Source organism: Zoogloea sp. (genome assembly GCF_044344315.1).
In the GTDB taxonomy this organism is placed as follows: Bacteria; Pseudomonadota; Gammaproteobacteria; order Burkholderiales; family Rhodocyclaceae; genus Zoogloea.
Genome location: NZ_JBIJDC010000016.1, coordinates 1 through 15,323 on the forward strand (window position 1 = coordinate 1; position 15,323 = coordinate 15,323).

At 64.1% G+C, this 15,323-nt stretch carries 11 protein-coding genes; 4 read left to right on the forward strand and 7 right to left on the reverse strand.

Going from position 1 to position 15,323, the window contains the following annotated elements; translation table 11 throughout:
- The 7 genes from ACIQ09_RS05380 to ACIQ09_RS05410 form a co-directional block, all read right to left on the reverse strand.
- On the reverse strand, positions 1-71 hold a 71-nt coding region (locus ACIQ09_RS05380), incomplete at its 3' end, for a 50S ribosomal protein L27 (RefSeq protein ID WP_288024329.1).
- A 12-nt stretch (positions 72-83) separates the two neighbouring features.
- Positions 84-395: a 50S ribosomal protein L21 gene (rplU, locus tag ACIQ09_RS05385; protein WP_296569624.1), complete on the reverse strand. Its 312-nt coding sequence runs from the start codon at positions 393-395 to the stop codon at positions 84-86.
- Positions 396-478: 83 nt separating this feature from the next.
- A complete protein-coding gene (locus ACIQ09_RS05390) occupies positions 479-1,318 on the reverse strand; it encodes a YybH family protein (RefSeq protein ID WP_398306974.1) in 840 nt (279 codons plus the stop codon).
- A 130-nt stretch (positions 1,319-1,448) separates the two neighbouring features.
- Positions 1,449-1,868, reverse strand: coding sequence for a hypothetical protein (locus tag ACIQ09_RS05395; RefSeq protein ID WP_398306976.1), 420 nt, complete (start codon positions 1,866-1,868; stop codon positions 1,449-1,451).
- Between the two features lie 4 nt (positions 1,869-1,872).
- A complete protein-coding gene (locus ACIQ09_RS05400) occupies positions 1,873-3,078 on the reverse strand; it encodes a hypothetical protein (RefSeq protein WP_398306978.1) in 1,206 nt (401 codons plus the stop codon).
- Positions 3,075-5,525 (reverse strand): EAL domain-containing protein, encoded by a 2,451-nt coding sequence (locus ACIQ09_RS05405; protein ID WP_398306980.1) that lies wholly within the window; start codon positions 5,523-5,525, stop codon positions 3,075-3,077. Before ACIQ09_RS05405 ends, ACIQ09_RS05400 begins: the two co-directional genes overlap by 4 nt.
- Before the next feature lie 261 nt (positions 5,526-5,786).
- Positions 5,787-7,508: a glutamine--tRNA ligase/YqeY domain fusion protein gene (locus ACIQ09_RS05410; RefSeq protein ID WP_398306982.1), complete on the reverse strand. Its 1,722-nt coding sequence runs from the start codon at positions 7,506-7,508 to the stop codon at positions 5,787-5,789.
- Between the two features lie 305 nt (positions 7,509-7,813).
- Between ACIQ09_RS05410 and ACIQ09_RS05415 the strand changes: the two genes are divergently transcribed.
- The 4 genes from ACIQ09_RS05415 to ACIQ09_RS05430 are packed head-to-tail and all read left to right on the forward strand — an operon-like array spanning position 7,814 to position 15,303.
- The gene (locus ACIQ09_RS05415; protein WP_398306984.1) at positions 7,814-9,841 is read left to right on the forward strand and encodes a TonB-dependent receptor plug domain-containing protein; all 2,028 of its coding nucleotides are present in this window, start codon (positions 7,814-7,816) and stop codon (positions 9,839-9,841) included.
- A gap of 7 nt (positions 9,842-9,848) precedes the next feature.
- Entirely contained in the window at positions 9,849-10,403 is a 555-nt protein-coding gene (locus tag ACIQ09_RS05420) for a YfiR family protein (RefSeq protein WP_398306986.1), read from the forward strand.
- Complete coding sequence (locus tag ACIQ09_RS05425; protein ID WP_398306988.1) at positions 10,400-13,165, forward strand: response regulator; 2,766 nt, start codon at positions 10,400-10,402, stop codon at positions 13,163-13,165. The genes ACIQ09_RS05420 and ACIQ09_RS05425 overlap by 4 nt, the downstream gene beginning before the upstream one ends.
- Positions 13,162-15,303, forward strand: a complete 2,142-nt coding sequence (locus ACIQ09_RS05430) for a putative bifunctional diguanylate cyclase/phosphodiesterase (protein ID WP_398306990.1) — start codon at positions 13,162-13,164, stop codon at positions 15,301-15,303. Before ACIQ09_RS05425 ends, ACIQ09_RS05430 begins: the two co-directional genes overlap by 4 nt.
- The last annotated feature ends 20 nt before the right edge of the window (positions 15,304-15,323 follow it).

A 15,323-nucleotide genomic window follows, 5' to 3' on the forward strand; every position in this document is an offset into this window, starting at 1 on the left:
TTGACGCCAAGGCGTTTACTTTCTGAGTCGCGACCGTTGCGTGAACTGCCGCCAGCCTTTTTGTGTGCCATGTCGGTATCTCCTTAGGCCGAGATCGCGTCGATGCGCAGCTCGGTGTAGTTCTGACGGTGACCCTGATGCTTCTGGTAGTGCTTGCGACGGCGCATCTTGAAGATCTTGATCTTGTCGTGGCGGCCGTGGGAAACCACGGTTGCGGTGACGCTGGCGCCAGCGACCACGGGGGTGCCGATCTTGACCGACTCGCCTTCGCCGACCATGAAAACCTGGTCGATGGTGATTTGCGAGTCCACGTCAGCCGGTATCTGTTCTACTTTGAGTTTTTCGCCGACGACGACGCGATACTGCTTGCCGCCGGTTTTTATGACCGCGTACATGGATGTACTCCGATTAAGGGTTTGCAGGAAACGCGGCAGTATATAGGCTGCTAGCGCCGATGTCAAACCAAGCGCCGGCCGTATTACTGTCCGATGCGCTCCTGGAGAATCAGCCAGTTTCCGTCTTGGAGAGTGAGGACGAGGGTCTTGGTTTCCTTGAGGGTCGTTCCCCGAGCAGTATAAGTCTGGAGGAATCGGGCGGTGGCACCGTCGCTGTTTGTCTTGATCTCCAGATCGGAGAGTTGAATGGTGATCTCTCCGGGCCGCCCCAGTCGCTCCTGGCGCTGCTGAAGCCAGGCGCTGCGGCTCATTCCACCTGAGGGCGTGAAGTTATCGGCATAGTGTTTCAGGTAAGCGTCTACATCCTTACTCTGCCAGGCCGCCACCCACCCGGATATGGCTTTCCGGATGGGTTCGTTCTCTGTCTGGGCAGAGGGGGGGGTAGGGGGGGCTGCAACGGGCGGGGGCGGAGAGGCCCCTGCTGCTGCGCTTCCTGGAGAGGTGAGGGGGGGGCTGACCCGTTCCGGCCCCCGCTGGGGAGATGCGTCCCTGGCGAGGTGGGCGACTTCGGGTGCCAGCAGGTTCTCCGTGCCAGGAACGAAGGTACTGTTGGCGTCGGGCCTGATCAGCGTGGGTGCGACAGTCTGCTCTACCGGGGCGAGGGTAGCCGCCGCGACTGGGGGGGCAACGGCGGCAGTTGTTGGCTGTGCTCTTGGGGCTTGCGGTGGCGCAATTGTATTGGCCTTGGCGGACGTGCCAAAGAAAGGCAGCCGCCCTTCAGTGCCCAGTTTGACGGCGAAGACCACCGATACGGCAAAGAACATCGCGAGGATGCCGCCCAAGAACCAAAGCAGGGTCTGTCCGGGGGTGAGTAGCGTGGGAGGTATGTAACGTTGGGAGCGTTGGGTGGTGTGTTGCGTCATGAGTGCGGGTAGAAGCAGTGCCGTCGTAACGAATTCTAGGGCTGCTGCTGTTTCCCTGCTGCGACTTTAGGCCGAACTGACGTATGTTTGCAGAAGACGGCGTGGGTGCTTGCACCCTATAAGGCGATTGCTAGGGCAGGCGTAGGAGAATCCGCATGCCCGTGGTGGTCTCACTGCGGTCGAGGTAGCCAATCAGGTTGGGTGTGTCGGTGAGCCATTGCCGCGCTTCGATCAGTGAGCGGGCTTCCTTGGGGGGGAGGGCTCGCCCTGTGAAGACGAGACGCGACCAGTATGCCTGTATCTGCGCCGGGTTCTTGCCGGTCAGCTTGAGATAGAACTCGTCCCGCACCAAACCGTTGGGTAGGTCGACAAGGCTTGCCGGTGTTCCGTCGCTAAGGGTGGTGCTACGGCCCAGATAGAGTTTCTCGGCCTGGTCGCGGGTCAACTCGATGGGGCCGCTGCGGTTGCTGGTGACGACGAGTATCTCCGCCTGGATGGGGCTGGAGGCCAGCAGGGCCACAAGGAGCAGGAGGGCGCGGAGCGGACGCATCGGTTTAGAAGACGAAATCAGCCGAGATGCTGAGCACGTGAACGGGGCCGCCCGGGTCTACGACATCGCGGAAGTTATCGTTGGCGAATATTCCAAGTCCTCCCGGACCAGGCTGGATACGCTCGACTTGAGTCTTGACGGCGACATTTCGGGCGACATCCCACCTCGCGCCAAGCGCCAGGCTGCTTTGGGACTTGTTGCGCATCGCGTTGAAAAGGCTGAGCAGATCGTCAAGCTGTGCGATACCGCTTTGTGCGTTGGTCACTGGAGCGGTTTGTATCTGCCTGGCCACCGTTATGTAAGGGGTCAGGGAATTGAAACGGTAGCCCGCAGTGAAATACCAGCCAGCGGCGCTAACCGTGTAGCGGTCGACGGTGCGGCGTGCATACTCGCCGATCATCAGGAGCCGATCGCTGTCGTACTGGAACCCGGCCGAAAGGAAGGTTCCCTTGCTGTCGTCACCGGATAAATCCCTTGCAATGGCGTCGTTTCCAGTGGCCAAGAGGTGGTTGTTCAGCGCCGTAAACATGGGGTCACCCCAATGTATGGACAGGTTCGAGCGGGCGTAGCCCGCCTGCAAGGTGAGACTCGATATGCTGAGGGCCGCCTTCACTCCGCGAACAGCCTGGAGCTTGCCGCCACCATTGCGAATATCGAGCGAACTCTTGCCTCCATATACGTGAAGTTCGAGATCGGTAGCACCGATCGGCGTGCGATAGAGGGCATCGACTCCGTTGAGGTCGGCGAATGGATTCAGACTGTAGACCTCGACGGGTGGGCGCACCCAGGGGGTGGCGTAGTTGAGGTTCAGGGAGTCGGAGTACATGAAGAAGGGGGTGCGCATGCGTCCAGCCCGGACGACGATCTCCGGTGTGGCCTGCAGGCGCAAGAAGCCCCAGGTGAGCTGCGGGGCGTAGCTATCGGCAACACCCTTGCGAACAACAGACTGGATCGTTAGGTCGAGCGCTGTGCCCAGAATGAGGGACCCCTGCACACCTAGTACAGAATCCACTGTTGGGTCGAAATCGGTGCCGGCGCCGCTTACCTGTTCGGTGCTGCTGCGAAACAGCCGGTTGTCCTTGTCGGTGCGGACCGCACCGACAGTGCCGAAACCGGAAAGGCTGAAGGGCGAGGGTGCGTCGGAGGCATGGGCGCCTGTCAGCAGGCCGGCCAGGCTGAGGGTGAGGAGGTGCGCGGCGATGGGTTTCATGCGTGACTCCGTTGGGCCTGGCTGGAGTGCGTGGTCAGCCATGCCTCCACCTTGTCTGCGGGAAGGGCAGGGGAGAAGAGGTAGCCTTGCCCGTAGTTGCAGTGGAGCTCTTTCAGCAGCGCTGCCTGGGCGCTGGTTTCGATGCACTCGGCCACCACGCTCATGCCTAGCTCATGAGCGAGGTGGATGCTGGCCCCGACAATGGCGCGCAGGCGGGTATCGCGGACGATCTCCCGGATGAAAGAGCCGTCCAGCTTGATTGTGTCGCAGGGGATGGAGTGCAGGTAGCTGAGGGAGGAATAGCCGGTACCGAAATCGTCGATGAGGATCTTGAGCCCCTTGGCGCGGAGTTTTCCGAGCTGGCTGGTAGCCAGTTCCTTGCGGGTTACCAGGGTGCCTTCGGTGATTTCCAGTTTGAGGGCACCCGGAGGGAGTCCGTGGCGTTCGATGCAGGCGACGATCTGGTCGGCCAGGTCAAGCTGGGTGAGCTGACGTGCGGAGAGGTTGACGCTGATGCTGATCTGGTCATCCGCGAGGCCGCGATCACGCCACGCTCTCAGGCAGCGACAGCTCTGGTCGAGCATCTGCATGCCGAGCTCATGGACCAGGCCGAGGGATTCGGCGAGGGGAATGAAAACGTCCGGACCGACCTGCCGTGAGCTGGCCTGGGGCCAACGGACCAGTGCTTCGAAGCCGCTGGTCAGGCCCGACCCAAGATCGACAATGGGCTGAAAGTGAGCCACGAGCTGTTCGTCGCGCAGGGCCGCGCGCAGCTCCGATTCCAGTTGCAGGTCGCGCATGACCTGCTGGTGCATGGCTGACTGGAAGACCGTGATGGTGCTCTCGGCGCTGCTGCGGGAGCGGTGCATGGCGTTGTCGGCGTCGCGCATCAGGTCTTCGGCGTTGTGGAAGCCGCCGCTGCCAAGGGCTACCCCGATACGTGTCTTGGGGTACAGGGCGTGACCATTGAGTTCGGCGTTTTCGGCCAGGTGGGTCTGCAGTTTTTCGGAGAAGCGGATTGCTTCGCCAGCCTCGGTAATATCGTTCAAGAGCACGGCAAACTGGTCACCGCCGATACGCCCGACGACGTCGCCGGGGCGGGCCAGGGTGCGGATGCGTGAGGCCACCAGGCGCAGCAGGTCGTCGCCGGCGGAGTAGCCGAGGCTGTCGTTGACCACGTGAAAGCGTTCGATGTTCACATGCAGCACAGCGAACTGGCTGCCTTCTACGCGGTCTGCGTGACGCAGCGTGTTCTGCAGGTGTTCGACAAACAGGGCGCGGTTGGCGAGGCCGGTAAGGCCATCGTGAAGGGCGTCGTGGATGAGTTGGTCTTCAGCCCGCTTGCGCAGGTGGATGTCGCTGATCGAGCCGGCCATGCGAATGGCCCGGTTGCTGGCCGTGTCAAAGACGGCAATACCGCAGGTGAGGATCCAGCGATACGAGCCGTCGGCATGGCGAATGCGGTGTTCGATCAAGAGCTGGGCTGATTCGCGCTTGAGGTGGGCGATCAGGCGCAGACGGAAGGCTTCCCGGTCTTCCGGGTGAATGTTGTCGAGGAGGGTCTCCTTGCGCTCCAGGGCCGCGTCGGCAGGCAGGCCCAGGATTTCCATGAAGCGCGGTGCAAAGTAGGTCTTGTCGCTGAGAATGTCCCAGTCCCACAGGCCGTCATTGGCCGCACGGGTGGCAAGGGCGTAGCGCTCTTCGCTGATGGTCAGCTGACGGGCCGTGGTTTCGAGCTCCTGGATCCGGGACTGGAGGGCTTCGGCCATGCGGTTGAAGTGTTGGCATAGCTGGGCCAGCTCGTCTTTGCCCTGATCCGGAAGCCGGTGGGACAGCTGCCCCGCGGCAATGGCCTGGCTGCCGCGGAGCAGGCGCCCCAGGTTGCGGGTCATCAGGTAGCCGACGGTCCCCAGCAGCAGGAGGGTGAGCAGCACTTCGGCACTGGCAATGGCAATGCCCTGATTGAGGATGCGCTGCTTGGCCAGGCTGAGGGCCGATACCGAAACGCCGAACTGTACGTAGCCCACCTGGTTTCGCTCCAGCAGGACCGGTCGGCGTATGTGGATGAGGTTGGCCTGTGTGCTGGTGCCGAGATTGAGTGCGGCTGCGTCGTCAGGCGGAGGCAGAGTGAGCATTTCGGGGAGGCCGGCGTGTACACGGGTCTGCCCGGCACTATCGACGATGCGGACGTAGATCAGCCCTTCGTTGGTTTCGTTCAGCAGTTCGCCGAGGGCGTCCTGGAGTTCCTTGTAGCGACCCTGGGGCACGAATGTTGCCGTCACCACATTCAGAATGCCGGCATTCTGTGCGATGAGGGTGTTCAGGCTGGCGGTTGTGGCCTCGTTCATGAGGCGGCCGCTGTTGGTCAGCAGGAGCGTCAGCATCACGACCTGGACCACGGTGCTGGCCAGCAGGAGGCGAACGCGGATCGAAAGGTTGCTCAACATGCAGTGCGATGGCCTGGCGGGGGTGGTCGGGTTAGGGCCGCGTTCGTCCGGTAGTCCAGGCGGAGAAGGGCTTGGAGTCGTCAGCGCTTTGTAATCGGCACAATGGCGACAAGCTTAAGTCCGACGTGCTGGTTTGCTGCCCGCGCACTCATGCGGACGCTATATTGCTGGATCATACCCCCGATCCCCTAAGGGACGCCCACGACAGGCCTTGCTTCCCTGCAGCCTGCGGGGGCGCAAGGCCTGCCGTGGTCTTTCGGCCTACTTCTTCCAGGTGTCGCGCAGGGTGACGGTGCGGTTGAAGATCGGGGCGCCATCCTTCGAATCGATCCGGTCGGCGACGAAATAGCCGTGACGTTCGAACTGGAAGCGGGCTTCCGGTCGTGCTGCTCGCAGGGCCGGCTCAAGCTGTGCGGTGATGACCTTCAGACTGTCAGGGTTGATGTCTTCGAGGAAGTCCCGTTCCACACCCTCAGCATCGCCTTCACGCCGGTTGCCTGGGTAGGCATGGGCGAAGAGGCGGTCGTAGAGGCGCACCTCCGCGGTGTAGGCGTGCTCTACCGAGACCCAGTGCAGGTTGCCCTTAACCTTGTAAGTGTCGGCGCCGGGGGTGCCGGACTTCGAGTCGGGCAGGTATTCGCACAGCACGGCTGTGACATTGCCGTCGGCGTCCTTCTCGCAGCCGGTGCACTTGACCACGTAACCGTAGCGCAGGCGCGCCATGTTGCCCGGGTAGAGGCGGTGGTAGCCCTTGACCGGGGCTTCCATGAAATCTTCGCGCTCGATCCACAGCTCCCGGCCGAAGGGCATCTCGCGCTTGCCAAGTTCGGGGTGCAGAGGGTGGTTGGGGGCGTGGCACCGCTCGGTGTGACCTTCCGGGTAGTTGGTGATGATCAGCTTGAGCGGATCAAGCACGGCGACACGCCGCTCGGCGGCTTCGTTGAGGTGCTCGCGCATGCAGTCTTCGAGCACGCTCATGTCGATCCATGAGTCGCCCTTGGAAACCCCGATGCGTTCGGCAAAGCGGCGGAAGCCGTCCGGCGTGAAGCCGCGTCGACGGGCGCCGACCAGGGTGGGCAGGCGGGGGTCGTCCCAGCCGGCCACGTGCTTCTCGTCCACCAGCTGGATCAGCTTGCGCTTCGACAGCACCACGTAAGTGAGGTTGAGCCGGGCAAACTCGATCTGCCTCGGCACCGGACGGGGGAAGAAGCCACCTTCAGCAAGGCTGTCGAGCAGCCAGTCGTAGAAGGGGCGCTGATCCTCGAACTCAAGGGTGCATATGGAGTGGGTTACATCCTCCAGCGCGTCCTCGATGGGGTGGGCGAAGGTGTACATCGGGTACACGCACCAGCGGTCACCGGTGCGGTGATGGGTGGCATGGCGGATGCGGTAGATGGCCGGGTCGCGCAGGTTGATGTTGGGCGAGGCCATGTCGATCCTGGCGCGCAGGATGTGGGTGCCATCGGGAAACTCGCCGGCCTTCATGCGCTGGAACAGCTCCAGGTTCTCGGAGACGCTGCGGTTGCGGTAGGGGCTGTCCTTGCCGGGGCTGGACAGGGTGCCGCGATAGGCGCGCATCTCCTCTGCGGACAGGGAGTCGACGTAGGCCTTGCCGACGGTGATCAAGTGCTCGGCCATGGCATACATCTTGTCGAAGTAATCCGACGCGAAGTACAGGTGCTCGCCCCAGTCAAAACCCAGCCACTGCACGGCCTCGATGATGGCATCGACGTATTCCTGCTCTTCCTTTGTCGGATTGGTGTCGTCAAAGCGCATATGGCAGGCGCCGCCATAGGCTTCGGCCAGGCCGAAATTGAGGCAGATGCTCTTGGCGTGGCCGTAGTGCAGATAGCCGTTGGGCTCAGGCGGGAAGCGTGTTTCGACCCGTCCCGCCCATTTGCCGAGGCGGCGATCTTCGTCGATGATGTTGCGGATGAAATTGCTGGGTGCGGCGTCGGAGGCCGGAGATGTGGGAGCGGTCATCGGGTGCTTACCTTGACGGGCGCGGGCGGGGAGCCGCCGGGTTCGAAAAATCCTGCGATTGTAGCCGATGGCAGAGGTGTCGAAGGCGGCCGGGGGAGGCCTTGTGCAGACGCCACAGGCCGCAGCTAGCGTGATCGGAGTCGCGTTCGCCTGTGCGAAGGCGGTTTTCTCGCCGCCAGTGCGTATTGTTTGTCATTGTGTTTCAGGCATTCGGGGTAAAAGCCTGCCTGTCTGTGCGGAAATTTAACAATTCCGTGCGGGCCTTACGCTGCTGCTACGTTCAACCCATTCCAGAGATCCTGACGATGAGCCGACTTGCCCCCTGCTTCCTTGCTTCTGCCCTGTGCTGGAGCTTTGCTGCGGCTGCCGAAGAGGCATCGCTTGCAGACTTGAGTCTGGAAGAGCTGGTCAGGCTCGATGTGACTGCTGTGTCGCGCAAGGCCCAGAAACTGTCGGATACGCCGGCGGCCGTGACCGTACTGTCGGCCGCCGACATCCGCCGCAGTGGTGCCCGCAGCGTGCCCGAGGCCCTGCGCGAAGTGCCGGGGGTGATCGTCTCGCAGATTGGCTCGGGCCGCTGGTCGGTGGGCGTACGCGGGGGTGAGGGGCGCTTTTCCAACAAGCTGCTGGTCCAGATCGATGGTCGCAGTGTTTACAGCCCGCTGTTTTCCGGCGTGTTCTGGGAAGCCCTCGATGTGATGCTCGAGGATGTGGAGCGGATCGAAGTGATCCGTGGGCCTGGTGCGTCCCTGTGGGGGGCCAACGCCGTCAATGGGGTGATCAACATCATCACCCGCAAGGCCACGGCGACGCCGGGTGGCGTCGTGGTGGCCAGTGTCGATGACAAGGGGCACCCATCCCTTGCAGTGCGCCAGGGCATTGATCTGGGGGAAGTCGGCGCCCTGCGTGTGTTGGCCAAGGGCAGTGAGCGGGCCGGGTCGCGAACCCGCGACGGCCAGACGGAGCCGGACTACAACCGGGGCTGGGCAGGCGGCTTCCGCATGGATGGCGCCGGTTCGGGAGTGGATGCCTGGACGCTTCAGGGCAACGTCAACCGCCGGACCAGCGGCGAGATTATCAACGCCTCCACCATCACCGGCGAGCCGGCCCTGATCCCCCTTGATTTCGTGTTCGAGAGCTCCAGCCTGCTGGGGCGCTACAACTGGGGGCTGGCGGGGGGGGAAGCCTCGCTGCAAGCCTATGTCGATCACCAGTACGCCAACGTCGGGACCTACGGTCGGGGCACGGTCAATACCGCCGACGTGGACTTCCAGCATCGACTGGTGCCTTCAGGTTCTCATGAAGTGATGTGGGGATTGGGCGCGCGCCTCCTCGAAACAGAGATCGTGGCTGCCTCCGCTGTGTTGAGCATCGTCCCGCCGAAGCGGGTTTCCCGGGTGATGAGTGCCTTTATGCAGGATGAGATCACCCTGGTTCCCAAAACCTGGAAGCTGACCCTGGGGGGGCGTTTCGAGTACTCCAGCCGGTCGCACTTTGAGCCTCAGCCAACGGCCCGCCTGATGTGGACGCCCAACCTGGAAGACAGCCTGTGGGCCAGCTGGTCGAGGGCTGCCCGCACGCCCTCGATCGGCGAAAGCGATGCAGCCATTCTGTTCGGCTTGCAGCCGACCCCGCCAGGCACGCCCTTTCCTGCGGTGGTCGTAGGCTCGCGGCCCGGCGTAGGCTGGAATCGGCGTGCCGAGCGCGTCGATACGCTGGAGCTGGGCTATCGCCGCAATCTGGGCAATGGCAGCTTCGAGGCCGTGCTCTTCCACAATGACTATCACCGCCTGATTTCCGAGCAGACGGATCCGGATGGTCTGGTCTTCCCCGCCTCGCCCCTTCCCGTTGAGCCCTTCGTGGTACCGCTCCAGTACTCTCAGCGTAGCAACTTGGGCGCCGCTCGCAGCCAGGGTGTGGAGTTGGGGCTGGATCTGCCCGTTACCGACGCATTGCGCTTGCAGGCCAGCTACACGCTTATGGACACCCGGGCCCGGCGCAGCGCCGATGTCGTGACCAATGCAAGCGGGCGTGCCCTCGAACAGTCCTCGCCCCAGCACTGGGGCACTCTGCGAATGAGCATGAAGCTGGGGGGCGGGCAGGAGGTGGACGTGATGGCGCGCCGGGTCGGGACCATCGGGACCGGGGACGTGCCCGGCTATACCGCGGTGGACTTCCGGTACGCCTGGCACGTGAGCCGCTACTTCGACCTGTACTTCGTGGCACAGAATCTCTTCGATCCCCTGCACCTCGAATACGTCTCCAACTTCTTCCCCGGACAGCCGGTGTACCAACCCCGGCGCGCCTTCATCCAGGGCGTGTGGCGCTTCTGAGGACGTGATGGTGATTCGTCACCTTTACCGGCTCGTCCTGCTGCTGGCCCTCGGGTTGGCGGGCTCGCCCGTGGGGGCGGCTCCGCAGCCCGGCGAGTACCAGATCAAGGCGGCCTACCTGATCAACTTCGCCCGCTACGTGGAGTGGCCGGCGGGGCGGCTGCCGGCCGGCACCCCGTTACGCCTGTGTCTGCTCGGCCGCGATCCTTTCGGCGGGGCCCTGCTGGGCCTGGACGGACGGCAGGTGCAGGGGCGCGAAGTGCGCCTGCGTCAGGCCGACAGCCTGGAGCAGGCGCTCGACTGCCACATGGTCTTCGTCTCGGGCTCCGAGGAGCGTCGCATGGGCCTGGTTCTGCGCGGCCTGGCCGGCCGGGGGGTCCTCACGGTCAGCGATATTGACGGGTTTGCGGAAGCGGGCGGTGGCATCGGCATGATCACCGAGGATGATCGGGTCCGCTTCGATATCAATCAGGCCACCCTGGCCCGTGATGGCTTGCGAGCCAGCTCTCAGTTGCTGCGCCTCGGGCGCCAGGTGCTGGGCACCGAGCGGGGGCAGCGATGAGACCCCTGCGGGATCAGCCTATCGGCGTCAAGCTTGGCATCGTGGTCAGCTTGAGCGTGCTCATCGCCCTCGGGGTGGCGCTGCTGACGATTTTCATCATTGAGGTGCGTACGGAGCTGAGGCGGGCTGACGAAGACGCCCGCATCCTCTCCGAGATCGTTGCAGACAGTGCCATTTCGCCCCTGCGTTTCGACGACACCCAGGTGGCCGGCACCCTGCTGGCGTCGCTGCGCTACCACGAGCGGGTCGCCGCTGCGATGCTGGTACGACCCGACGGCTCCGTTTTTGCGACCTATCCGACCTCCTTGGTTGAGGACGCCGAGAAACTGGTCAGATTGAGGGGGCTGGCCGAGCAGGGTGACGTGCAATGGGGGCTGCTGCAACTGGTGGTCACCCAGTCCCTGCGCAGCGACGGGGAGGATCTCGGCGCCCTGATCATCGAATTTGACCTGCGCGCCATCGTTCACCGGATTGCCCTGTGGATCGGCTTCGCCCTGCTCGGGTTGGTTGTCGCCCTGATCGCCGCTGGCCTCTTCATCCGGCGCGTCCGCGGCATGATCGTCGATCCGCTGCAGCAGCTTGCCCGGGTGGTACGTGAGGTGGGTGTGCATAAGCGCTATGACCTGCGTGCGCCGGCCGGCTATGCCGATGAAGTCGGCGAGCTCATCGCCGGTTTCAACGGCATGCTGGGTGAGATCGCCGCACGCGACCGCGAGCTTACCCAGCATCGCGAGCACCTCGCCTCCGAGGTGGCTGCGCGTACCGCCGAACTTCAGGCCGCCAAGGAGCAGGCCGAAGCAGCGAGCCGGGCCAAATCCCAGTTCCTGGCCAACATGAGTCACGAGATCCGGACCCCGATGAATGGGGTCATGGGCATGATCGGTCTGTTGCGGCAGACGCCTCTGGTGGAGCGCCAGGGGCACTTTGTTGATATGCTCGACCACTCTGCCTGTGCGCTCATGGAGATCATCAACGACGTGCTCGATGTATCGAAAATCGAGGCCGGCCGCCTCGAACTCGAGAGCCGGCCGTTCTCGCTCAGGGACACCGTAGACCAAGTGGCGGCCCTGTTTGCCACCTCGGCTCACGAGCGTGGGCTGCTGCTGCGCCTGCACGTGGACAGGCGCGTTCCCGAATCGGCTGTGGGCGACGCGTTACGCGTGCGTCAGGTGCTCAACAACCTGGTCTCGAATGCCCAGAAGTTCACCGAGAAGGGCGAGATTGCCGTGCGCATTGCCCGGGTAGCCTGTCAGCAAGCCGGCCACATGCGCCTGCGGGCCGAGGTGCGCGACACCGGCATCGGCGTGCCGCGGGGCGCAGGGGCGCGGCTCTTTCATTCCTTTTCCCAGGCCGACAACTCCATGGCCCGGCGCTTCGGCGGAACCGGGCTGGGCCTGTCCATCGCCAAGCAACTGGTCGAACTGATGAACGGCGAGATCGGCTATGTCACCGAGCCGGGGCAGGGCTCCTGTTTCTGGGTTGAGTTCGAGCTCGCCATCGACGGCCCCAGGGACGCGGCCGAGCAGCCCCTCACGGGCCGCGCCGCCTTGCTGGCTATCGCTGACCCGCTGCTGCGCGACGAGCTCTCCGAGCAGCTGGCGTTTTTCGGATGTCGCAGCGAACTGGCCTTTGATCCGCTGGCCGTGGATGAAATGCTGGCCGTCGGTACCGGCTTCGACTGGGTTGTTGTTGATGCCGCCTTCGGTGGCGGCTCCGGCTTGGCCTTGCTGGGCAGCTTGCGCGCCCGGAGTGATTGCCCACCCCTGGCAGCAGTTGTTGGTGCCGGCCGTGAAGGGGATAAGGATGCCCGCGCTGCCGGAGCGACCATCGTGCTGGCCCGACCCCTCACCGGGGCAGAGATCCGGCGTTTCCTGGTAAGCGAGCTGGCGCCGGTCGACAGCACCCAGGTGCCCCGCAGCCAGGCCCTCGCCGCGCATGTGCTGGTCGTGGAAGATCACCCGGTGAACCGAGAGGTGGTAACGGCCGTGCTGGAGTCCCTCGGTTGCCGCGTCTCGGTTGCCGAGAATGGGCGGCAGGCCCTCGATGTGTGCTGCGCGGAGCGCTTCGATCTGGTCCTGATGGATATCCAGATGCCTGAGATGGACGGCCGGCAGGCCACCATCGGCATCCGAGCCCACGAGGCAACGGCCGACTTGACGCGCATGCCCATCGTCGCCCTCACCGCCAATGCGCTGAAGGAGGATCGCGATGCCTGCCTGGCTGCCGGCATGGATGATTATCTGGTCAAGCCGGTGTCTCGAGAGCAGTTGTGGGCAGTGCTGAGCCGATGGTTGCGGGATGCCCTGCCATCCGATCCCGACGGACCGCCCCGTGCGGCGGGTGGGGTGGTTGCGCCACGCCCCCGCGGCGTGGAGACGGCGATGGACGTGGATCTGCTGATGTCCCTGCCGGGGGTCAATGGCAATCGGGCGTCCCCCATGCTGCAGCGCCTTCTGCCGCTATTCGTCGGCGAAACCGAGCGCAACCTCGTGGCCATGCGGGCCGGGGTCGCGGCCGGTGATGCCGATGCCGTGCGTGCGCTTGCCCACAAGATGAAGTCTGGCTGCCTGGCGGTTGGCGCGGTGTGGCTGGCCAGCCGGGCACGCAGTCTGGATGAACGGATCAAGGCCGGCGGAATCCCGACCGGTGACGATGTGGAAGCCATTGCCGAGGCCTGGACGGCCTGCAAGCAGGTTCTCCTTCGGGAGAAGCTGGTCGGCGTGGAGTTACTGGACCGGGCGGAAAGCCCGATGGAACGATGACGGCAAGTGAAAGCGCCCGCGTCCTGGTGGTGGATGACGACCCCCTAACCCGCCTGATGGCCTCCGAGGCCCTGCGCGAGGGGGGGCTCACTACAATGGAGGCTGAAGACGGGCAGCAGGCCTTGAGCCTGTTCGATGCAACATTACCGGATCTCGTGCTGCTGGACGTGATGATGCCCGGGCTGAGTGGTTTCGAGGTCTGTCAGCAACTGCGTGCCCGGCATAGCGGGGCGCTGGTTCCCATCATCATGCTGACTGGGCTGGACGATGGCGACTCGGTTCAGCGCGCCTTTGATGTGGGAGCCACCGACTTCATATCCAAGCCGATCAACTGGACCCTGCTGCGTTTCCGCATCCGTTACGTGCTGCGTTCGGCCCAGGTCATGAAGGAGCTGACCCGCAACAAGGAGAGCCTCTCCAACGCCCAGCGCATTGCCCGTCTTGGCAGCTGGGAGTGGTTCGTGAATGAAAACCGGGTCCAGCGCTCGGACCAGTATTACCGGCTCTTCGGGCAGCCTGCCAGTGTCTTCGGTGAGCAGATGGAGGCCATACTTGAGCATGTGTATGTGCCCGACCGTCCCCTGGTGGCGGCGGCGCTTGACGGTGCCCGCAGGGGCATCGGTTTTCAGCTGACCTACCGGGTGGTATGGCCCGACGGCAGCGTGCGCACGGTGCTCGAAACCGTGGAGCCCGGCGATCCGGACGAGGCAGCCGGACTGGTCATGGAAGGTAGCGCCCAGGACATCACCGACCAGGTGGACGCCCAGCGCCGCATCCGTCAGCTTGCCTATTTTGACCATCTCACCGGCCTGCCCAATCGGGAGTTCTTTCGCGAGAACCTGCTGGGTGCTGCCGTGCGCTGCCTGCGCAACGACAGCCGGTGTGCGGTGATGGTAGTGGATATCGACCGCTTTGCACGCATCAACGACAGCCTGGGGCCGGAGCGCGGCGACCAGGTGCTGCAGGTTATCGGCCACCGCCTGCGTGAGAGCATGGGTGATCGGGCTCCCGCCGAGCCCGCGGGCGGCGGAGCCCTGCCCAGCTTCAAGGTGGCCCGCCTGGCTGCGGACGAGTTCGGCATTCTCATGCCCGACGTGGGTGACCTGGAAGAAATGCTGGCCGTCGCCCATCAGTTGTTGAGGGTGGTGCGGGCCCCGATCCATGTGCCGGGGCAGGACATCACCCTGTCGGCGCGCATCGGGCTGGCTGTGATGCCCGATCATGCGGGTGACGCAGATGCCCTGTTGAAGGCCGCCGAGACGGCACTCAACCGTGCCAAGCGTACCAATGGCGAACCGGTGGCCCTGTTTTCCGAAGAAATGAAGGTGGCGGCCTTTCTGCGCTTTACCCTTGAGGGCGAGCTGCGCCGGGCCATTGGCGACAACGAGCTGCGGGTGGTGTATCAGCCCATCGTCGATGCCAACACCGGCAGCATCGTCAAGGCGGAGGCCCTGGTACGCTGGCCTCACATGGGGCGCGGGCCGGTGCCACCCCCCGAGTTCATATCCCTGGCCGAAGAGACCGGGATGATCGTGCCCCTCAGTCGTGCGGTTTTCGAGCGGGTATGTGCCGATATTGTGGAGTGGGGCACCGCCCTGCCGCCCGACTTCCGGATCAGTGTGAATCTCTCGGGGGTCAATTTCATGGACGCCCAGCTCATCCCCACGGTCCGGGCCGAACTGGAGAGTGCCGGCGTGCCGGCATCGCGCATCGAGTTCGAACTCACCGAGACCGTGCTGATGCGCGATCTGGATTACGCCACAGGCATCCTGGCCCAGTTGCGCGAGATGGGGGTGCGGGTGGCGGTGGACGACTTCGGGACGGGGTATTCGTCCCTGGCCTACCTGCGCCGGCTGGCCGTGGATACCCTCAAGATCGACCGCTCCTTTGTCAATGAACTGGATGACGGGCAGGGCATCGCCATTGTCGAGGCGGTCATCGGTCTGGCTCACAGCCTGGGGCTCGAAGTGGTTGCCGAGGGTGTCGAGTCCGTGTCCCAGCTGTCGGCCCTGCATCAGCGGGGTTGCTACCTCATCCAGGGCTATCTCTTTGCGCGGCCCATGTCCGCCACCATGTTGGCCCAGGCCCTGAAGGACGGAATCGGCATGCCGCAGGGGCTCCAGCTCGTGGCCGGTTAGCCGTGCGGGCGCGGCCCAGG